We start from the raw sequence: 20,757 nt of genomic DNA, 5'->3' as shown, positions 1-20,757 counted from the left end.
CCACACTCCGCCCAGGCCGGAGACTCCCCGCGTGACCCTGATCGGGCCGACCAAGACCAGGCCAACCCGCCGAAAAACAACCTAAATCACCGGTATTGCCCCTAGATGAGTGAGTCCAATGTCTGTGCTGGCCGCGACCATGGTGAAGGGCGCCCGTTGGCTCGTGTGTGACTACCAGCCTGGACGCCCTTCTTGCGGCACTGTACGTGTTCATCGACGACCATGTGGCCCCTCGTCGCCGGATCGGGCGACCCCCGAAACTGACGGACGCCGAACTGCTGTGCCCGGCAGTCGCCCAGGTCCTGCTGGGCTTCCCTTCCGCGCGGCACTGGATCCGCTTCGCCCACGCCCGGCTGGGACATCTCTTCCGCTACCTGCCCCAGCAATCGGCCTACAACAAACGGCTCAACGCCGCCGGTCCGCTGATCAGTCACGTGATCGAGGCCCTGGCCAGGCAGGTGCCCACATGGCACGACGACCTGAGGCTGATCGACTCCACGCCACTGCCCTGCGCGGCCTCCCGCGAGACCGTCAAACGCTCCGAACTGGCCGGGCACGCCGGATACGGGTACTGCCGCAGCCACTCCCGCTTCTTCTGGGGACTGCGGCTCTGTCTGGTGACCACCGCTGAGGGCATGCCGGTGTCCTGGTGCCTGGCGAACCCGAAGCTCGGCGAGCGGGAGGTGATGACCGCACTGCTGGAACGCGACCATCACCTCGTCCGCGCAGGGCAGGTGATCCTCGCGGACAAGGGCTTCGCCGGGCGGGAGTTCGAAGCCTTCCTTGCCGAACGCCTGGGCGTCCACCTGGTCCGGCCGGACCGCAAGGACGAACCGGCCCGGCACGGGAAGATCGCCCGTGTCCGGCAGTGGATCGAAGCTGTCTTCGACACCCTCAAAGGCCAGCTCAGCCTGGAACAACACGGCGGCAGAACCCCGGCCGGAGTCTTCGCCCGCACCGGCCAACGACTCCTCGCCCTCGCAGCCGCCATCTGGCACAACTGGACCACCAGCGCCAAGATCAAACGATCCCTGATCGCCTACGACCACTGAGAACATCGGACTCACTCACTAGGGGCCAGGGGCCCCGGAGCGCCGCCCCGAGCCGAGCAGGAGTGGATGCAGTCGCGGCCGGATACGACGATCAGATGTGAGCCTGATCGTGGCCTCCTGGGCGAAGCGTCGATTGAGTCGGCCGTTGGCGACTACGACGGTCCAGCCCGTCACCCACTACAGGTCGACCGGGGCCCTGACCGGACGGACGCCGCGTTGGCCGTCCGCCAGCCGTGGCCAGCCAAACCGAAGCCGCAGAAGTACAGGGTTGGAGGCCCCTCCGCTCACGCATCGCTCACGCAAGCCACCTCGCGGGGCCACGGGCCGCACGCCTCACCACGCCGCAGGTAACAGAAAGCCCCAGGCCAGCGACTATCTGACCTGGGGCTTCCACAGAGCCGCCTTCGGGATTCGAACCCGAGACCTACGCATTACGAGTGCGTTGCTCTGGCCAACTGAGCTAAGGCGGCGTGGTGCGCGGCCCAGTCTACACATCACAGAGGGGTGCTCTGTAACCCGTTTAGGAGCTGGTCAGGGGAGGGTGGGGAGTGGGGCGAAGGGGTGTGAGGCGGGTCACTTGCAGTGCTTGTTCTTCGGGGGGACGGTGCCGTTGAGGAGGTAGTTGTTGATCGCGGTGTCGATGCAGTCGCTGCCGCGGCCGTAGGCGGTGTGGCCGTCGCCCTCGTAGGTGAGCAGGGTGGCGCTGGAGAGCTGGGAGGCGAGGGCCTTCGCCCAGTTGTAGGGGGTGGCCGGGTCGCGGGTGGTGCCGACGACGAGGATCGGGGCGGCACCCTTGGCCTCGATGCGGTGGGCCGTGCCGGTGGGCTTGACCGGCCAGTATGCGCAGTTCAGAGCGGCCCAGGCGAAGCTTGTACCGAAGACCGGGGAGGCCTTGCGGAAGCTGGGCAGGGCGGCGCGGACCTGGTCGGGGGTGGTGAAGGCGGACGCGAGGTCGAGGCAGTTGACGGCGGGGTTGGCGTACATCTGGTTGGCGTAGGAGCCGTTCGGATCGCGCTCGTAGTAGCTGTCGGAGAGGGTGAGCAGCCCGCGGCCGTTGCCGGCCTCGGCCTGGGCCAGGTAGTCGCGCAGGAGGGGCCAGGCACGCTCGTCGTACATGGCGGCGATCACGCCCGTGGTGGCCAGGGACTCCGTGAGCTGTCGGTCCTCGCCCGTTGCTGCCGGGTGGGCGTCCAGCTTCTTGAACAGGGCGGAGAGCTGGTTGCCTGCGTCCTCGGTGCTCTTGGTGCCGAGGGGGCAGTTCTTGTGCTTGATGCAGTCCGCGGCGAACGCCGTGAAGGCCGTGTTGAAGCCGGTGGTCTGGTCGATGTTGGTGGTGCGGGAGTCGAGCGCCGGGTTCATCGCGCCGTCCAGGACCATGCGGCCGACGCGGGAGGGGTAGAGGCCGGCGTAGGTCGCGCCGAGGAGGGTGCCGTAGGAAGCGCCGACGTAGTAGAGCTTCTTGTCGCCCAGGGCGGCGCGCAGCACGTCCATGTCGCGGGCGGCTTCGATCGTGGAGACGTGTGAGAGCACCTTGCCGGAGCGGGTCCGGCAGTCCTTGGCGAAGGTGCGGTAGGCGCTGATGAGCTTGTTGACCTCGGCCGGGGTGTCCGGGGTCTGGTCGGTCTGGGTGTAGCGGTCCATCTGCTTGTTGTTGAGGCACTTGACCGGCTCGCTGCGGGCCACGCCGCGCGGGTCCACCGCCGCCATGTCGTAGCGCGCCCGGACCGCGGCGGGCTGGGGCGCGTACTGCTGGAGGTAGTCGATCGCCGACGCGCCGGGGCCGCCCGGATTGACCAGGAGGGAGCCGATCCGGCTGCCGGGACCGGTGGCCTTCCTGCGGGCCACCGCGAGTTCGATGTCGCCCGCGCCGGGGTCGGCGTAGTCCAGGGGCGCCTTCATCTTCGTGCACTCGAAGCCGCTCGCCCCACAGGGGCGCCAGCTCAGCTTCTGGTCGTAGTACGGGCGAAGGCCGGCCGGGGTCGAGGACGGGAGTGGCGCGAGGGTGGCGTCGGCGGTGGGGCGATGGGCACCGGCTTCCGTGGTGGGGCCCGGGGACGCCGCGGCATCGGGGGACGAACTCCCCGAGGAGCAGCCGGAGATCAGCAGAGCGGTGGCCGCGAGGAGAGCGGCGGAGGTGCGGAGCAGACGGCTGGTGGCCATGGGCGGTCCTTGGTCTCGGTCCCTGGAAGGTGGAGGCGGTGTCGGTCCCTGGAAGGTGGAGTGCGGGTGGCGGGTGTCAGCTGACGGCTGTCAGGTGGCGGTTGTCGATGTGACGGGTGTCGGGCGACGAATGCCGCTGCGGTTTGCGCGAGGGTTGCCGTGACGGTTCGAACGGAGAGTATCCGGAGGGAGACGGTGCGTGTGCGTCTCCTTGAGTGCGAAGCCGGGTGACCGGCGGGGTCGGTGTGCTGCGGTGGGTGGAGTGGTGGTCAGCCGGCGCGGAGGGCGACCGCCATCGCCTCGACCGCGAGGAGGGGGGCCACATTGCGGTCCAGGGCCTCGCGGCAGGCGATCACGGCTTCTATACGGCGGAGAGTGCGTTCGGGGGTCGAGGCGGTGGCGATGCGGTGGATGCTGTCGCGTACCTCGTCGTTGGCGAGGGGTACCGAGGCGCCCATCTGGAGGGCGAGGACGTCGCGGTAGAAGCTGGTGAGGTCGACCAGGGCCAGATCGAGGCTGTCGCGCTGGGTACGGGTGGAGCGGCGCTTCTGCTTGTCCTGGAGTTCCTTCATGGCGCCGGCCGTGCCGCGCGGCAGCCGTCCGCCCGTGCCGGCGGCGGCGCCGAGTGCGGCGCGCAGCTCCTCGGTCTCCTTGGTGTCGACATCCTCGGCGACCTGCTTGGCGTCCTCCCCCGCGGCATCGATCAGCTCCTGGGCGGCCTTGAGGCAGCCGCCGATGTCGTCGGTGCGGAGCGGGAGTTTGAGCACGGCCGCCCTACGGGCGCGGGCACGCTCGTCCGTGGCGAGCCGGCGGGCCCGGCCGATGTGCCCCTGGGTGGCGCGGGCGGCCCGGTCGGCGGCCTCGGGCTCGATGCCGTCGCGCCGGACGAGGACGTCGGCGACCGCGGCGACCGGCGGCGTCCGCAGGGAGAGATGGCGGCAGCGCGAGCGGATGGTGGGCAGGACGTCCTCGACGGAGGGCGCGCACAGCAGCCAGACCGTACGGGGAGCGGGCTCCTCGACGGCCTTGAGGAGGACGTTGCCGGCGCCTTCGGTGAGGCGGTCGGCGTCCTCCAGGACGATCACCTGCCACCGGCCGCCGGCCGGGGAGAGGGAGGACCGGCGGACCAGGTCGCGGGTTTCCTTGACGCCGATGGACAGCAGGTCCGTACGGACGATCTCGACGTCGGCGTGCGTGCCGACCAGGCTGGTGTGGCAGCCGTCGCAGAAGCCGCAGCCGGGGGCACCTCCGAGGGCGCGGTCCGGGCTGACGCACTGGAGGGCGGCGGCGAAGGCGCGGGCCGCGGTGGAGCGGCCGGAACCCGGTGGGCCCGTGAACAGCCAGGCGTGCGTCATCTGGGAGGCGCTGCCGCGGTCGGCGGACGTCTGCGGCTCCGGCTGCTCACCGGACCGCGGCCCCGATCCGGCGTGCTCCGCGGTCACGAGGGCGTCCGCATCGCGCGCGGCCGCGGCCAGCTGAGCCGTCAACCGGTCCTGGCCGACCACGTCGTCCCATACCGCCATCGCTGTCCGCCGTTCCTGTCCGTGCCGTTCCTTCGTGCCGTGCGGGGTGCGTGTGCGCCCGGCCGCAGACCACGCATTGCTCCACGCCTGACCCATTGTGGTGCAACCCACTGACAAACGAATCCGGAAGCCGGCGCCGGGCGGCCGGGACGGGGGCCGTCCGGAGCCGGAAACGGCCGTGGCCGCAGCTGTCGGGCTGCGGCCACGGCCGGTCGTTCGGGGCTTTTTCGTTGGGCCGGGGCGGGTCACCCGGATCGCCCCGGGGTGTCCCCGGGGCGATCCGGAAAGCGCGCCCTAGTTGCGCCGGCCCCGGCCGCCGCGACGGCCGTCGTCACCCGCGCCGTCGTCCGCTTCCTCGTCGGCGCGCGGGCCGAGCAGCTCGTCGGCGAGCGTCGGCAGATCGTCCAGCGGGGTCTCCTCCGCCCATTCGGGGCGCGGACGGCTGCGCTGCGCGTTCTCCACGGGGCGGCCCGTCAGCGGGTCGATCTGCGGGAGTTCGCGGGTGCGCTCGACACGCGACTCGGCGGCGGGGCCGGTGGGCCGGTCCGACGCCGCGCCGTTGGCGGCGTCCGGCCCCTCCTTGCGGAACATCCACGGCGGCACCCGGTCGGCCGGGGCGTCGTCCCGTACGGGCGGCAGCACGGCGGTCTCCGCCGCGTCGGAGCCGGCCCCGGGGCCGTCCCAGGCGTCCCGCGCATCCCGTACCGGGGGCAGCACCGCCGTCTCGTCCACCGCACCGGACACCTCGCCCTCCCCCGTAGCGGGGCGGGGCAGGTACTCCGTCCGGTCGCTGTCCTCGGCGGGACCGGACGCGGCGGAGGCGTCGGGCGTGTCCTCTCCCAGCCGCTTCCGCAGATCCGCGACGTACGTCTCGGCAGTGGGAGCCTCGGCCGCTTCCTCGGCCTCGGCAGCCGCCTTGGCCTCCGCCGCGGCCGCCGCTTCGGCTGCCGCCACCCGGGCCTCTTCGGCGCGCACCAGGGCCGTTTCGGCCTTGCGCTGCTTCTCCAGGCGGCGCTCCTCGGCCTCCTTGCGCAGCCGCGCCTCCTCCTCGTGCTGCTTACGCAGCCGCTCCTGCTCGGCCTCGCGGGCCCGCTCCTCGGCCTCGCGCCGCTGCCGCTCCGCCTCGGCGGCCTGACGGGCCTCCTCGGCGCGCTTGCGGGCCTCCTCCGCCTGACGGGCCTCCTCGCGTGCCCTGGCCTCCTCGGCCTCGCGGCGCTTGCGCTCCTCTTCCTCGGCACGCAGCTTGGCGAGCTGCTCCTGGCGCTCGCGCTCCAGGCGCTCCTCCTCCGCCTTGCGCGCGGCCTCCTCCTCGGCCTTGCGGCGGGCCTCTTCCTCGGCGGCCTTACGGGCGTCGGCCTGCGCCTTGATCTCGGCCTCGGACAACGGGAGCACCTGGTCGAGGCGGTGCCGTACGACGGTGGTGACGGCCGCGGGCTCCTGCCCGGCGTCGACGACCAGATAGCGCGCGGGGTCGGCGGCGGCCAGTGTCAGGAAACCGGCCCGGACCCGCTGGTGGAACTCGGCGGGCTCGGACTCCAGCCGGTCGGGTGCCTCGGTGAAGCGTTCCCGTGCGGTCTCCGGGGAGATGTCGAGCAGCACCGTCAGATGGGGGACGAGGCCGTCGGTGGCCCAACGGGAGATCCGGGCGATCTCCGTGGGTGCGAGGTTGCGCCCGGCGCCCTGGTAGGCGACCGAGGAGTCGATGTACCGGTCGGTGATGACGACCGCGCCACGCTCCAGGGCGGGGCGGATGACGCTGTCGACGTGTTCGGCCCGGTCGGCGGCGAACATCAGCGCCTCCGCACGGTCCGAGAGCCCGGACGTCGAGACGTCGAGGATGATCGAGCGCAGTCGCTTGCCGATGGCGGTGGCGCCCGGCTCACGGGTCACCACGACCTCGTGGCCCTTGCCGCGGATCCACTCGGCGAGCGCCTCGACCTGGGTGGACTTCCCGGCGCCGTCGCCGCCTTCCAGGGCGATGAAGAAGCCGGTGGCGGCGGGCGCCTGGGCCGGGTCGCCGCCGCGCAGCGCCTCGCGCAGATCACGCCGCAGCGGTACGCCCTGCCGGTCGTCGACCTTGCCCAGCACCAGCGCGGCGACCGGCAGCAGCAGCGCGCCGGCCAGCATCAGGGTGTAGGCGGCGCCGCCGTAGGCGAAGTTGAAGGTGCCGCTGCCGAGGTCGTGCGGGCCGATGACGGCCGCAAGCAGCGGCGCGGCGATGGCGGCCAGCGCGACCGAGAGCCGTACGACGGCGTGCAGATGCTCGGTCGTACGGGCGGTGCGGGACTCCTCGGACTCCTGCTCCAGCAGCACATGCCCCGTATTGGCGGCGATACCGGCGCTGATGCCGGACAGCAGCGCGAGCACCAGCACCGTCGTCGGATCCGGGACCAGCCCCATGGCCAGCAGCCCGACGCCGGTGGCGGCCACCGCGAGGGCGAGCAGCCGGCGCCGGGAGAGCGCGGGCAGTACCCGCTGAGCACAACGGATGCCGACGGCCGTGCCGCCGGTCAGCGCCAGCACCAGCAGGGCGAAGGCGGCCGGGCCGCCGGCCAGGTCGTAGCCGTGCAGGACGGCGAGCGCGACGGCCGCGGCGATCGCGGCGGCCACCGCGGCGCAGGCCGTCACCAGCAGCGGGAGTGCGCCCGTACGGCCCTTGTCGGCGCCCGGCCGGGCCGTGCCGCTCTCCGGCTTGTCGCCCTGTCCCGGCTGTCCGGCTTTCGCTCCGGTGTTCTTCGGGCGGCGCAGCCCCTCCAGAGGGGAGCGCGGCCGCGGCGTCTGCACACCGGGGAGCTCGATGAAGTAGAGGATCGATACGGAGGCGGCGAACAGACCGGCGGCGACATACGAGCCGAGCGCGGCCTGGTGGAGCTGGAACCAGTCGATGCCGGTGCCCAGCAGCTTGCTGATGAGCGTGACGACCACCAGGGCGGCGGCCGCGATCGGCAGCGAGAGGAAGGCGGTGCGCAGCGAGAGGCGGCGCAGGGCGTCCATGTTGTCGGGGAGGGGCCGTACGGAGGCGCCCTCAGGGGGCGGCGCGGGCAGCAGCCCGGGGGCGGCGCTCTCCCGCGCGACGGTCCACAAGCGTTCGGCGACGCCGGTGACGAAGACCGTGACCAGCAGCCACGCCAGCGCGTCGTCCGGCGTCCAGTCGATCCACAGGGGCGCGATGACCAGCAGCGCGAGCCGCAGCACATCCGCGCCGATCATCGTCCAGCGCCGGTCCAACGGCCCCGAAGGCGCCGTCAGCGCCGACAGTGGGCCCAGCAGGACGGCCCCGAAGAGCAACGTCGCCAGCATCCGGGCCGCGAAGACCGTGGTGACCGCGAGGGCTGCACCCCGATAACCACCGCCGAAGACGGGCTCGCCGCCCAGCGGTACGTATAGCGCCGCCTGAAGGGCGAGCAGTACGAGGACAAGCATGGACAGGGCATCGCCGATGCCCCCGACAAATTGGGCGCTCCACAGTCGCTTCAGTGGGGGGAAGCGGAGCAGGGCTCGCACGGCGCGCTCGCGGGAATCCGCCGCTAGGGCGCCAGAAGTGGGGGTCACGACCGTTGGCTGCTCGGCACGCGTCATCCCGCCAGCCTAGCGGGACGGTGCGCGCCGTCGAGCGCCCACCCGAACAAACGGGCGGGCACACCGGAACGCATCCGTTGTGCCCGCCCATGTCCTGCGCTTTTACCGGCGCCGCCGGTGTGAACGCAGGTCTCAGTCCTCCGCCGGCGCCGCCGTCTTCTTGGCCGCCGCCGTCTTCGCGGTGGCCTTCTTGGCGGTCGTCTTCTTCGCCGTGGTGGTCTTCTTCGCCGCGGTCTTCTTGGCGGCCGTCTTCTTCGCGGCCGTCTTCTTGGCCGGCGCCTTCTTGGCCGCCTTCTTCGCGGTCTTCTTCGCCGGCCCCTTGGCGCGCTTCTCCGCCAGCAGCTCGTAGCCCCGCTCGGCGGTGACCGTCTCGACGTCGTCGTCCCGCCGCAGCGTCGCGTTGGTCTCGCCATCGGTGACATACGCACCGAACCGGCCGTCCTTGACCACCACCGGATTCCCGCTCACCGGGTCCGTGCCCAGCTCCTTCAGCGGCGGCTTGGCGGCGGCCCGCCCGCGCTGCTTGGGCTGTGCGTAGATCGCCAGCGCCTCGTCGGTCGTGATCGTGAAGAGCTGGTCCTCGGTCTCCAGGGAGCGCGAGTCGGTGCCCTTCTTGAGGTACGGGCCGTAGCGGCCGTTCTGCGCGGTGATCTCCACGCCCTCGGGGTCCTTGCCGACGACGCGCGGCAGCGACATCAGCTTGAGCGCGTCCGCCAGAGTCACGGTGTCCAGGGACATCGACTTGAAGAGCGAGGCGGTGCGCGGCTTGACCGCGTTCTTGCCGGTCTTCGGGGTGCCCTCGGGCAGGATCTCGGTGACGTACGGGCCGTAGCGGCCGTCCTTGGCGACGATCTGGTGGCCGCTGTCCGGGTCCATGCCCAGCTCGAAGTCACCGCTCGGCTTGGCGAGCAGCTCCTCCGCGTACTCCACGGTCAGCTCGTCGGGCGCCAGGTCGTCGGGGACATCGGCGCGCTGATGGCCCTCGGCGTCCTTCTCCCCGCGCTCGACGTACGGGCCGTAGCGGCCGACCCGCAGCTTGATGTCGTCGCTGACCGGGAAGGACGAGATCTCCCGGGCGTCGATCGCGCCCAGGTCCTCGACCAGCTCCTTCAGACCGCCGAGGTGGTCGCCGTCGCCGTTGCCGGCGTCCGCGGCACCGCCCTCGCCGTGGCCCTGGCCGTAGTAGAAGCGCCGCAGCCACGGCACGGACTGCGCCTCACCGCGCGCGATGCGGTCGAGGTCGTCCTCCATCCGGGCGGTGAAGTCGTAGTCGACCAGCCGGCCGAAGTGCTTCTCCAGGAGGTTGACCACCGCGAAGGAGAGGAAGGACGGGACGAGCGCGGTGCCCTTCTTGAAGACATAGCCACGGTCGAGGATCGTGCCGATGATCGACGCATAGGTCGACGGACGGCCGATCTCGCGCTCTTCCAGCTCCTTGACCAGCGTGGCCTCGGTGTAGCGGGCGGGCGGCTTGGTGGCGTGCCCGTCGGCGGTGATCTCCTGCGCGGCCAGCGCATCGCCCTCGGCGACCTGCGGCAGCCGGCGCTCGCGGTCGTCGAGCTCCGCGTTCGGGTCATCCGCGCCCTCCACATAGGCCTTGAGGAAGCCGTGGAAGGTGATGGTCTTGCCGGACGCGCTGAACTCGGCGTCCCGGCCGTCGGCGGCACGGCCACCGATCTTGACGGTGACGGAATTACCGGTCGCGTCCTTCATCTGGGAGGCGACGGTCCGCTTCCAGATCAGCTCGTAGAGCCTGAACTGGTCGCCGGTCAGACCGGTCTCGGCCGGGGTACGGAAGCGGTCGCCGGAGGGGCGGATCGCCTCGTGCGCCTCCTGGGCGTTCTTGACCTTGCCGGCGTAGGTGCGCGGCTTGTCCGGCAGGTAGTTCGCGCCGTACAGGTGCGTCACCTGCGCCCGGGCCGCGACGACCGCGGTGTCCGAGAGCGTGGTGGAGTCCGTACGCATATAGGTGATGAAGCCGTTCTCGTACAGCTTCTGCGCGACCTGCATCGTGGACTTGGCGCCGAAGCCGAGCTTGCGGCTGGCCTCCTGCTGGAGGGTGGTCGTACGGAACGGCGCGTACGGCGAGCGGCGGTAGGGCTTGGACTCGACCGAGCGCACCGCGAAGTCGGTGTTCTCCAGGGCGGCGGCGAGCGCGCGGGCGTTCGCCTCGTCCAGATGGAGGACGTCGTTCTTGAGCTGCCCGTTGGCGCCGAAGTCACGGCCCTGCGCAATACGGCGGCCGTCGACGGAGTTCAGGCGGGCGGTCAGCACCGACGGGTCACTGGCGTCGCCGGCGCGCCCCGTCGAGAAGGTGCCGGTCAGGTCCCAGTACTCGGCGGAGCGGAAGGCGATGCGCTCGCGCTCCCGCTCGACGACGAGACGGGTCGCGACGGACTGCACCCGGCCGGCCGACAGCCGGGGCATGACCTTCTTCCACAGGACCGGCGAGACCTCGTAGCCGTAGAGGCGGTCGAGGATACGGCGGGTCTCCTGGGCGTCGACCAGCTTCTGGTTCAGGTCGCGCGGATTGGCGACGGCCTCGCGGATCGCGTCCTTGGTGATCTCGTGGAAGACCATCCGGTGGACGGGGACCTTGGGCTTGAGGATCTCCTGGAGGTGCCAGGCGATGGCCTCGCCCTCCCGGTCCTCATCTGTGGCGAGGTAGAGCTCGTCGGACTCGGCCAGCAGCTCCTTGAGCTTCTTGACCTGGTCCTTCTTGTCACTGTTGACGACATAGATCGGCTGGAAGTCGGCGTCGACGTTCACGCCGAGGCGGGCCCAGGGCTCGCCCTTGTACTTCGCCGGGACCTCTGCGGCGCCGTTGGGCAGGTCACGGATGTGCCCGACGCTGGCCTCGACCACGTAGCCAGGGCCGAGGTAGCCCTTGATCGTCTTCGCCTTGGCAGGCGACTCGACGATGACGAGTCGGCGGCCGCCGCCGTCTGCGGTCTCGCTGGTCGGGGACAACTTCGCTCTTCTCTCCGGTCGACGCTGGAATTGCCCCCCGGCCGGACGCCGGGGTGCACTGCGGTGACGCTTGACGCTTGACGCTGCGGAGTGTGACGGTACCTCCCGGCCCCGTGTCAAACGGAAAAACCCCGCAACGCCACTCGAACGGTAACCCGACTACATGCCTTCATGCCGCCCGGACCGCATCAAGGCGCTCGCCACGGGCCCGGGACGCGCCTTGTGGATCATGGCAGGGCCGCGCTGCACCCCGGCGCCCACCTCGGCCGTTCCCCGCGCACCGCGGCTCCGGCGCCGTCGGTGATGTCACACAGTGACGGATCCCCGGCGCATCGCCCCTCGCCCCGGGGCCGCACACCGAACCGTCCGCGGGCCGACGACCGTCACAAAGCGGCGGCCGGATGCCGTCATTGCCTTGATACAGCACGTAAGCGGGCTGGCAGGATGGATACGGCACGGCTCGCCGTTCGAGTCGAGTACTGCCGTCATCACGCACCCTCGGGGGGACCTCACCCATGGCGAACCAGTACCCCGGACCGCCGCCGGATCAGCCGCCTGGTCAGCCCGGCCAGAACCCCTACGCCACGCCGGACGACGGCCGGCCCGCCGATGCCGGATACGGCTACCCGCAGGGCGGCCGCCCCGGGGACCCCGGGTACGGCTATCCGCAGGCCGGCTCGCAGCCCCAGCCCGGATACGGCTACCCGAGCGATGTCCTACAGCCGCCGCCCGCGCCCGGTTTCCCGCCGAGCACTGCGCCGCAGCCCGCGCCCGGGGGATTCCAAAGCGGTCCCGGGGGATTCCAGGGCGGCCCCGGCGGGCTCCAGAGCGGCCCCGGGGGATTCCAGGGCGGGGCCCAGCCCGGCGGGATGGCGCTGGCGCTGGGCGATATAGCGGTGACCGGGGACACGGTCGTCACACCCGCCGGGCCGATGCCGCTCAAGGGCGCGATATGGACGGCGACCGACATGTCGCGGACGGAGGAGAAGACGCCGGCGCACGCGGTCGTGCTCGCCATCGTCTTCTTTTTCTTCTGTCTGCTCGGTCTGCTCTTCCTGCTGATGAAGGAGCGGGTGACCACCGGTTTCGTGCAGGTCACGGTGAACAGCGGTGGCCGGCACCACTCCACGATGGTCCCGGTGCAGTCACGCGAGCAGGTGCTGTTCGTGCTCAACCAGGTCAACTACGCCAGGTCGCTGAGCGTGTGAGCCCCGGGGAATCTCGGGGTCCCGGGGAGTCCTGGGGCCCCGCCGAGCCCGTGGAGCCCACGGGGGCCTCGATCCGGACCCGTACCGTCCGCCGGGCATCGATCGCTCTCGGCGTCGGAGCGTCGGCCGCCGTCTATCTCTGGCACACCGATCCGCACCAACCGGGGCAGCTGCTGATCCCGTGCCCGTTCAAATGGGCCACCGGGCTGCTGTGCCCGCTGTGCGGCGGGACGCGGATGGCGTACGACCTGATGCACGGCGACGTCGTGACGGCCTTCCATGACAACGCCGTGCTGCTCGTGCTGGCCGGGCCGGCCGTCGCGTACGCCGTCGGGCGCTGGCTGGTCGCGGGGCTCGGCGGACGCGTCCACCGGCCACGGCTCTCGGCCCGCGGCAATGCCGTGGTGCTCGGCATCGCCGCGGTGTGGATGGTCGCCCGCAACCTGGTCTCCTAGGGGGCGACACCCCCTGGGAGACGTCCCGGAGAGTCCGGCCCCGCTGTTCCGGACCCTCGTGCGTCAGCGGACGGTGACCTTGACCACCGGCGAGACGGTGCTGCCGGCGCCCATACGGAGCTGGTTGACGCCCTTGATGCCGAGCTTGACCCGTACCGAGTACGTGCCACTGGCGTTGACCGGCGTCTGAGCGGGCAGCGAGACCCACTTCGTGCCCTGCTTCTGCTGGACGGTGACCTTGGTGCCGGCCTTGATGCCCTTGGCGGTGCCGGAGATCCGGAACTCCTGCCAGGCGTTGACGGTGGCCGCGCTGGCCTTGGCCGTCAGTGCCGCGGCGGCCGGGGCGCTGGCCACGACGGGCGTGGGCGAGTGGAGGTCCTTCGGCGCGGCGAAGGCCGCGGCCGAGCCGCCGGCGAGGAGGGAGACGGCGATGGCGCCTACGGCGACGTAGCGGAGTGCACGGTTCATGTGGGTTCCTCACTGAAGGGTCGTGAGCCTGCCGGTCGTTGCTGACCTTCACTGAGGAACATGCCCATCGGCCCGGAAAAGTTCCCGCGTACCGCCACACATCGGCCATCTGTCACAGAACTGGCCGGAAGTGAACGTAGCGGCTCGCAACGGGAGTTGTGGGCGGCGCCCCGGCACCGGCGGTACGGGCCCGACGGCACAGCGGCCCGGGCACCACGGCTCCCCGTCCCCGGCTCAGCAGTCAGGGCTCCCGGCTCCCGGCTCCCGGCTCCCGGCTCCCGGCTCCCGGCTCCCGGCTACAACGCTGCCAGCAACCAGCCGCCCGTGGCCAGGAACACGACCCCGGACAGCAGCGCCGTCACGGTGGCCACCGGGCGGCTGACGCCCTCGGCGACCGGCGCTCCGGTCCGTGCGCAGACGCCCGTCCACACCAGCAGTCCGGCGCCGAACAGCGCGAACGCCGCACCGGCAAATACCTCGGGTCCACTCTCCATGCGGGCAGCGTGGCACCCCACGACGGCATCCCGGCGAACGCCGGATGAACGACGTCCGCTCGCTCCGCACCGCTCCCCCGGCCTCCGTCAGCCGCCCGCGGCCACCGGCTCCAGGAACCCCTGCTCGACCAGCGACCGGATCGAAGCCGGCGTACGGTCCCGCAGCTGCACCGGGTCCTCGCCGACGAGTTGGGCGATGGCGTCCAGAATCCGCCCGGCCGGGAGCGAGCCGTCACACACCCCGGCGAAGCCTGCGGCGACCGTGTCCACCTTCGTCGCGCGCCGCATACCGCGGTTCTGACGCAGCACCACATGCTCGGGGTCCTCCGCCCCGGGCAGCCCGACCTGCTCCTGCAGCACTTCGTCGGCGAGCCGGAAGTGGCCGGCCAGCAGCGCCGCGTCGTCCATGGCCCGCAGATAGTCCTGGCGGGCGAAGTGCCGTACGACCGACTCCCCCAGCGGTTGTTCCACCGGATGCGGCCATTCCTCGACCGTGACGGACGGGGAGTCCGATCCGGACTTGCGCAGGGTGATCCAGCCGAAGCCGATGGCCTTGGTCCTGCGTGCCTCGAATTCGTCGAGCCAGGCGTCGTACCGCGCGGCATACTCCTCGTCGCCGGTACGGTGGTCGCCGGCGTCACGCAGCCACAGCTCGGCGTACTGGGTGATGTCCTGCACCTCGCGCTGCACGATCCAGGCGTCGCAGCCGCGCGGCACCCAGGAACGCAGCCGGTCGTGCCAGTCCTCGCCCGCCACATGCTGCCAGTTGGCCAGCAGCTGGCAGTATCCGCCGTCGTTGAGATGCGCGGCGGACTGCTGGACGAGTGTCCGGCACAGGTCGTCGCCGCCCATGCCGCCGTCGCGGTAGGTGAGGCGGGCGCCGGGCGAGATCACGAACGGCGGGTTGGACACGATCAGGTCGTACGTCTCGTCACCGACGGGCTCGAACAGCGAGCCCTCCCGCAGGTCGGCCGGCCCCGCCCCGGAGAGCGCCAGGGTCAGCGCGGCGATCCGCAGCGCCCGGGGGTTGAGGTCCGTGCCCGTGACGTGGGTGGCGTGCTGCGCGGCATGCAGCGCCTGAATGCCGGAGCCCGTGCCGAGATCGAGCGCTTTGGTGACCGGCCTGCGGACCGTGAGCCCGGCGAGGGTCGTGGACGCACCGCCGACGCCGAGCACCAGCTCCGCGCGGTCCCGTTCCCCGACGCCCCGGATGCCGCCGGCGCCGCCGACCGCACAGCCCAGGTCGGAGACGATCCACCAGTCCTGCTCCTCGGGGCCGCTGTACGGGCGCACGTCCACGCTCGCGCGCAGCTCCTCGCCGTCCTGCACCAGCCAGCCGTCGGCGAGGCAGTCCGCGACCGGCAGCGCGGCCTGCGCCCGCCGCAGCTCCACCGGGCGCTGCAACAGGAACAGCCGCACCAGGGTCTCCAACGGGCTGTCGCCGCGCGTCGCCCGCAGGGCGGGGACGGTCTCGCTGCGCGCCAGCGCGGCATAGGCCGGCGCGCCGAGCAGATCCAGCAGCCCGTCGGCGGTGAAGGCGGCGGCCAGCAACGCCTCGCGCAGCCGGGCGGTGCGGGCGTTGCTCTCGGGGTCCTGGACATCAGCGGTGGGGAGGTGCGTACTCACACCCACCATTGTCGGCCCTGCCACCGACAATCGGCGACGGCCCGGCGCCACGCCCTTCTCGGGCGCGTCGCCGGGCCGTACGGAGCCGTTGCTGTTCGCGTACGCCGCGGGCTCTCCCCACGGGTGCGGGCGCTCCTGCCGTTACGACTTCTTGGACTGCGTGGGAGCCGGGGCGCCGGACGCGGCCGGGTTCTGGCAGCCCTTCTGGGCGGCCATCGCCTTGCCGACGTCGCCGGCCTCCAGGTTCTTGAAGGCTGCCTCGCTCTGCTTGTTGAGTTTGTTGATGCCGCTGGAGAGATCGCGCAGACCGTCCGCGAACTTGAGCTTGTCCGAGGTGTCGAGTTTGTTGACCTGCTTCTGCAGGTCCGCGTAGCCCTTGGACAGTGAGTTGAGCTCCTTGACGGCGTTCTGCTGGGCCTGCTTGCCCTGTTCGGTCGGCGGCTGCCCGGCCTTCTCCAGGGACTTGGCCAGCGAGGCGTAGGCGCTGGAAATCTTCTGGAAGGCCGCCGAGTCCGTCTGCTGGACCTTCTTGGAGTCCGTGCTGCCGTCATCGGCCGTCTGCATGGCGCCGTTGGCGTCCTGGATCTGCTTGAACTGAGCCTGCGCAGGGTCGCAGAAAGTCTTCGCCCAGTCATTGAGCTTCTTGTTGCTGTCGTCGCTGCAGCCGGTCAGCGCGAGCACCAGTGCCGCACCGCCGGACAGTGCAGCCACAAGCTTCTTGTTCACCGGATTGGTCCCTTCCATGGCTCTCGGCCCCGGAACATACACGGCCAAAGGGCCTGGGCCACCGGTCGGGCATCCCCTCCGGCCCTCATTGCAGCCATTTGCACCAAGGACCGCAGGGCCACCCGAGCATGCGGAAGGCGGGTGGCCGGCAGCTGCAAAATACGCCGTCCACCCGCCCAGTTGAGCGGTCCGCGAGGCCTTCGGGAGGTCCTTTCCGGCTAGGACGCCACCGCCGTCTCGGCTGACTTGGCGATGCTTTCCGGATCTTCGGAGTTGTCTTCGTCACCTACGGCGATTCCCCGCCGCTTGGAGACGTAGACCGAACCGACGATGACGGCGATCGCCAGCGCCGAGACCACGATCCGTACGCCGACGCTCTTGTCCTGGCCGTACGAGAACTTCACCACAGCGGGCGCGATCAGCAGCGCCACCAGGTTCATGACCTTCAGCAGCGGGTTGATCGCCGGTCCCGCGGTGTCCTTGAACGGGTCACCCACGGTGTCACCGATGATCGTCGCGGCATGCGCCTCGCTGCCCTTGCCGCCGTGATGGCCGTCCTCGACGAGCTTCTTGGCGTTGTCCCACGCGCCACCGGAGTTGGCGAGGAAGACCGCCATCAGCGTGCCGGTGCCGATCGCGCCCGCCAGGAACGAACCGAGCGCGCCGACGCCGAGCGAGAAGCCGACCGCGATCGGGGTGAGCACCGCCAGCAGCCCGGGGGTGGCCAGCTCACGCAACGCGTCCTTGGTGCAGATGTCGACGACCCGCCCGTACTCGGGCTGCTCGGTGTAGTCCATGATCCCGGGGTGCTCGCGGAACTGCCGGCGCACCTCGAAGACCACCGCTCCCGCCGACCGCGACACCGCGTTGATCGCCAGCCCGGAGAACAGGAAGACGACCGAGGCGCCGAGGATCAGCCCGACCAGGTTGTTGGGCTGCGAGATGTCCAGGCTCAGCCCCATCCCGCCGGCGGCGTTGCCGACCTCCCGTACAGCGGTGGCGATCGCGTCCCGGTACGAGCCGAAGAGCGCGGCCGCGGCCAGTACGGCGGTCGCGATGGCGATGCCCTTGGTGATGGCCTTGGTGGTGTTGCCGACCGCGTCCAGGTCGGTCAGCACCTGCGCGCCGTCACCGGTGACGTCGCCGGACATCTCCGCGATGCCCTGCGCGTTGTCGGAGACCGGACCGAAGGTGTCCATCGCCACGATCACGCCGACGGTGGTCAGCAGGCCGGTGCCGGCCAGGGCCACCGCGAACAGCGCCAGGATGATGGAGGCACCGCCCAGCAGATACGCCCCGTACACGGCCAGGCCGATCAGCACCGCCGAGTAGACGGCCGACTCCAGACCGATCGAGATGCCGGCGAGGATGACCGTGGCCGGGCCGGTCAGCGAGGTCTTCCCGATGTCCCTGACAGGACGTCGGCTGGTCTCGGTGAAGTAGCCGGTCAGCTGCTGGATCAGCGCGGCCAGCACGATGCCGATGGCGACCGCCACCAGCGCCAGCATCCGCGGGTCACCGCTGCGGCCCAGCACCTCGGTGTCGGTGACACCGGTCAGGTCGCCGTAGCTGGACGGCAGGTAGGTGAACACCGCGATGGCCACCAGCACCAGCGAGATGCCCGCGGAGATGAAGAAACCGCGGTTGATCGCCGTCATGCCGCTGCGGTCGCTGCGCCGGGGCGCGACGACGAAGATGCCGACCATCGCGGTGAGCACCCCGATGGCCGGGACCAGCAGCGGGAAGGCGAGCCCGGCGTCACCGAAGGCCGCCATGCCCAGGATGAGGGCGGCGACCAGGGTCACCGCGTACGACTCGAAGAGGTCGGCCGCCATACCGGCGCAGTCACCGACGTTGTCGCCCACGTTGTCCGCGATGGTCGCGGCGTTGCGCGGGTCGTCCTCGGGGATGCCCTGCTCGACCTTGCCGACGAGGTCGGCGCCGACATCCGCGGCCTTGGTGAAGATGCCGCCGCCGACCCTCATGAACATCGCGATCAGCGCGGCGCCGAGACCGAATCCCTCCAGCACCTTGGGCGCGTCGACCGCGTACACGAGCACCACGCAGGACGCGCCGAGCAGGCCCAGCCCCACGGTGAACATGCCGACGACGCCACCGGTACGGAATGCGATCTTCATTGCCTTGTGCGAGACGGCCGTAAGATCCTTTTTCCCGGTGTCCCCCGCGGCCGGAGTGGCTTCCCGGGCGGCCGCCGCCACGCGCACATTGCTGCGTACGGCGAGCCACATGCCGATATAGCCGGTGGCCGCGGAGAATCCGGCGCCGATCAAGAAGAAGGCGCTGCGTCCGGCGCGCTGCGTCCAATTGTCCGCGGGCAGCAGCATGAGCAGGAAGAACACCACGACGGCGAATACGCCGAGGGTCCGCAACTGCCGTGCCAGGTAGGCATTTGCGCCTTCCTGCACGGCCGCCGCGATCTTCTTCATACTGTCGGTTCCCTCACCGGCCGCGAGCACTTGGCGGACCAGCACCGCCGCGACAGCCAGCGCCGCCAGGGCGACCACGGCGATCACCAGCACGAGGCCGCGGTTGCCCGCCGTAAGTGAGGGCCCCGCCAGAAAAGTGGGGGTGTCAAGCAACTGAGGGGTGTAAGGCCCCGCCATTCGTCCTCCTTGACGTTTGGCACATGGGCGCGCGGAAGCACGCTCAGGCGTCCTGAGCAAGATGTGGACGGATTGTAGGGAGCCACGGTTGATCAAAACAGTACGCGTCAAAGGGAATTCGCCGTGAGCAGCGAAGATCAAAAGGTCGACGCCACACGGAATTCGCCCGGACGAAGGAATGCGACGAATTCGCTGACCATCGCCCGATGATCTCTCTGTCGTACTGATCGCCCATTGATCGCAAACTGATCGTCGCTGCTCAAGGACATCGCCTCGGAGCCTGAGGCGATGGAGGCTTGCGTGACGCCGGAGAGAATTGATCCGCCCGTATACGACCGAACGGGTGCCCCGCAGCGCGCGGACCGCTCCCCGGCACCCGATGAGAGCCCGTCAGATCGAGTCCGGATCGCAACCCATGAGGGTTGGTGGGCGGGGGGCGGGATAGGCGCCTGGGCGATGGGCGGGAAACAGGGGCAGGCGGCAGGGCGAGGGGGGGCGGGGCCGAGGCAGGGGCGGGGGCCGGGGCCGGTGTCCGGGGTCGGCTTACGGTGCCGCGCGTGACGGGGTCAGCAGAGGCCGCCGGACAGCGGAGGCCGCGTCGGGCAGCGGCGGCCCGCACGTGTCACGGTGGGGACAGTGAGGAGGGGCGAGCCATGCCGCTGCCCGCCCCGGGGACGGCGTCGCTCAGCTCACCATCGCGTCGGCCGGCCCCGTCGGGCAGCCTGAGGGAGCCGACGGGCAAGATCGAGAAAAAACCGGCGGTCCGGGTGCCGGACGCCGGATGGGGCGCGAGCCCGATCAGCTCACGCGAGCGGCCGGGATGCGCTCGACCGGGGCGCGGCCGAACGGTCCACGAGGGCGGCAGGCGCAACGACGTGTGCCCCGCCGGCTACGGACGTACGCCGCGGCTTCCAGGGCATCCCACAAGGCGCTCCGCCGGAGCGCTACGGCAGGACAGCAGCCGTCGCGGTGGGCCAGGTCATGCGGATCAGTCCGCCGTCCTTGCCCGCGGTCACCTCGACATCGTCGACCAGTCCGCTGATCACGGCGAGGCCCATTTCGTCCTCGCCCTCGGCGTCGCTCTCCGCGGCGCCCTCGGTCTCGTCGGTGCCCCCGGACGTACCGGAGTCGCCGGACACCCCGTCGCCCACCTCGATCGAGAACTTCTTCTCGTCCTCGATCAGCAGGACACGGACGGGCTCCTCGATGTCATGGCTCTCGTGCAGCCCCACGGCCCGGCTGCACGCCTCACCGACGGCGAGCCGCACCTCGTCCAGTACGGCCTCGTCCACCCCGGCGCGCCGTGCCACGGCAGCCGCGACCAGACGTGCGGTGCGGACGTGCTCGGGAAGGGCGCTGAAGCGAAGTTCGACGGTGGCCATGCCATCCCCCTCGTTATGCGGGCGTGCGGCGCAGGGGGCCGGACACCGTGTCCGGGACCCCCCACTGCTTCCTCCCCCCGCACCTGATGGCGCGGGGGACCGGCGAAGTCGTCAGTCAGTAGCTGCGACGGCTTCGTCGACCGAGGTGTGAATCGGGAACACCTTGGTCAGTCCGGTGATACGGAAGATCTTGAGAATGCGCTCCTGGTTGCAGACCAGGCGCAGCGAGCCCTCATGGGCACGCACCCGCTTGAGTCCGCCGACCAGCACGCCGAGCCCAGTGGAGTCGAGGAAGTCGACACGTTCCATGTCCACCACGAGGTGGTAGCTTCCGTCGTTCACAAGCTCGACCAGCTGCTCCCGCAGCTTGGGCGCGGTGTATACATCAATCTCGCCACCGACCTCGACGACCGTACGGTCGCCAACGGTCCGGGTCGACAGGGACAGGTCCACGGATCCTCCAGCACCTTGCTATCGAGCGGTCGCCCCC

General features: G+C 70.9%; 14 protein-coding genes and 1 tRNA gene. 3 read left to right on the top strand and 12 right to left on the bottom strand.

What is annotated here, in order from left to right; genetic code table 11:
- The first annotated feature begins 167 nt into the window (after nucleotides 1–167).
- On the top strand, nucleotides 168–1,052 hold the full coding sequence (locus tag IF67_RS0126855; protein WP_030989860.1) for an IS982 family transposase: 885 nt from the start codon (nucleotides 168–170) through the stop codon (nucleotides 1,050–1,052).
- A gap of 396 nt (nucleotides 1,053–1,448) precedes the next feature.
- Here the strand turns inward: IF67_RS0126855 and IF67_RS0126850 are convergent.
- From IF67_RS0126850 to topA, 5 genes are all read right to left on the bottom strand, one after another.
- Nucleotides 1,449–1,522 (bottom strand) — tRNA-Thr (locus IF67_RS0126850).
- Between the two features lie 103 nt (nucleotides 1,523–1,625).
- Complete coding sequence (locus IF67_RS0126845; protein ID WP_030989858.1) at nucleotides 1,626–3,212, bottom strand: alpha/beta hydrolase; 1,587 nt, start codon at nucleotides 3,210–3,212, stop codon at nucleotides 1,626–1,628.
- Between the two features lie 269 nt (nucleotides 3,213–3,481).
- On the bottom strand, nucleotides 3,482–4,735 hold the full coding sequence (locus IF67_RS0126840) for a DNA polymerase III subunit delta' (RefSeq protein ID WP_030989856.1): 1,254 nt from the start codon (nucleotides 4,733–4,735) through the stop codon (nucleotides 3,482–3,484).
- Between the two features lie 294 nt (nucleotides 4,736–5,029).
- A complete protein-coding gene (gene tmk, locus IF67_RS0126835) occupies nucleotides 5,030–8,314 on the bottom strand; it encodes a dTMP kinase (protein WP_030989854.1) in 3,285 nt (1,094 codons plus the stop codon).
- A gap of 132 nt (nucleotides 8,315–8,446) precedes the next feature.
- Nucleotides 8,447–11,284, bottom strand: coding sequence for a type I DNA topoisomerase (topA, locus tag IF67_RS0126830; protein ID WP_030989852.1), 2,838 nt, complete (start codon nucleotides 11,282–11,284; stop codon nucleotides 8,447–8,449).
- A gap of 515 nt (nucleotides 11,285–11,799) precedes the next feature.
- Between topA and IF67_RS0126825 the strand changes: the two genes are divergently transcribed.
- Nucleotides 11,800–12,492 carry a hypothetical protein gene (locus IF67_RS0126825; protein ID WP_030989849.1) on the top strand — a complete coding sequence of 231 codons (693 nt, stop codon included), beginning with the start codon at nucleotides 11,800–11,802 and terminating at the stop codon, nucleotides 12,490–12,492.
- Between the two features lie 50 nt (nucleotides 12,493–12,542).
- Complete coding sequence (locus tag IF67_RS0126820) at nucleotides 12,543–12,947, top strand: DUF2752 domain-containing protein (protein WP_234341355.1); 405 nt, start codon at nucleotides 12,543–12,545, stop codon at nucleotides 12,945–12,947.
- A gap of 63 nt (nucleotides 12,948–13,010) precedes the next feature.
- Here IF67_RS0126820 and IF67_RS0126815 read toward each other — a convergent pair whose 3' ends face one another.
- From IF67_RS0126815 to bldG, 7 genes are all read right to left on the bottom strand, one after another.
- On the bottom strand, nucleotides 13,011–13,415 hold the full coding sequence (locus tag IF67_RS0126815) for a hypothetical protein (RefSeq protein ID WP_030989846.1): 405 nt from the start codon (nucleotides 13,413–13,415) through the stop codon (nucleotides 13,011–13,013).
- Nucleotides 13,416–13,711: 296 nt separating this feature from the next.
- Nucleotides 13,712–13,909: a hypothetical protein gene (locus IF67_RS0126810; RefSeq protein WP_030989844.1), complete on the bottom strand. Its 198-nt coding sequence runs from the start codon at nucleotides 13,907–13,909 to the stop codon at nucleotides 13,712–13,714.
- A gap of 87 nt (nucleotides 13,910–13,996) precedes the next feature.
- Nucleotides 13,997–15,544, bottom strand: coding sequence for a DUF7059 domain-containing protein (locus tag IF67_RS0126805; protein WP_420708717.1), 1,548 nt, complete (start codon nucleotides 15,542–15,544; stop codon nucleotides 13,997–13,999).
- A gap of 132 nt (nucleotides 15,545–15,676) precedes the next feature.
- A complete protein-coding gene (locus tag IF67_RS0126800) occupies nucleotides 15,677–16,261 on the bottom strand; it encodes a hypothetical protein (protein WP_037839895.1) in 585 nt (194 codons plus the stop codon).
- 218 nt (nucleotides 16,262–16,479) lie between these two features.
- Nucleotides 16,480–18,885 carry a sodium-translocating pyrophosphatase gene (locus IF67_RS0126795; protein WP_030989839.1) on the bottom strand — a complete coding sequence of 802 codons (2,406 nt, stop codon included), beginning with the start codon at nucleotides 18,883–18,885 and terminating at the stop codon, nucleotides 16,480–16,482.
- Nucleotides 18,886–19,829: 944 nt separating this feature from the next.
- Entirely contained in the window at nucleotides 19,830–20,267 is a 438-nt protein-coding gene (locus tag IF67_RS0126790) for an ATP-binding protein (RefSeq protein ID WP_030989836.1), read from the bottom strand.
- Nucleotides 20,268–20,378: 111 nt separating this feature from the next.
- Nucleotides 20,379–20,720, bottom strand: coding sequence for an anti-sigma factor antagonist BldG (bldG, locus tag IF67_RS0126785; protein WP_004571875.1), 342 nt, complete (start codon nucleotides 20,718–20,720; stop codon nucleotides 20,379–20,381).
- Between the last annotated feature and the right edge of the window lie 37 nt (nucleotides 20,721–20,757).

The organism is Streptomyces sp. NRRL S-1813, from assembly GCF_000719605.1.
GTDB classification, from domain to species: domain Bacteria; phylum Actinomycetota; class Actinomycetes; order Streptomycetales; family Streptomycetaceae; genus Streptomyces; species Streptomyces decoyicus.
Note: the sequence above shows the minus strand (reverse complement) of the source record. Positions and strands in the feature narration are given on the sequence as shown.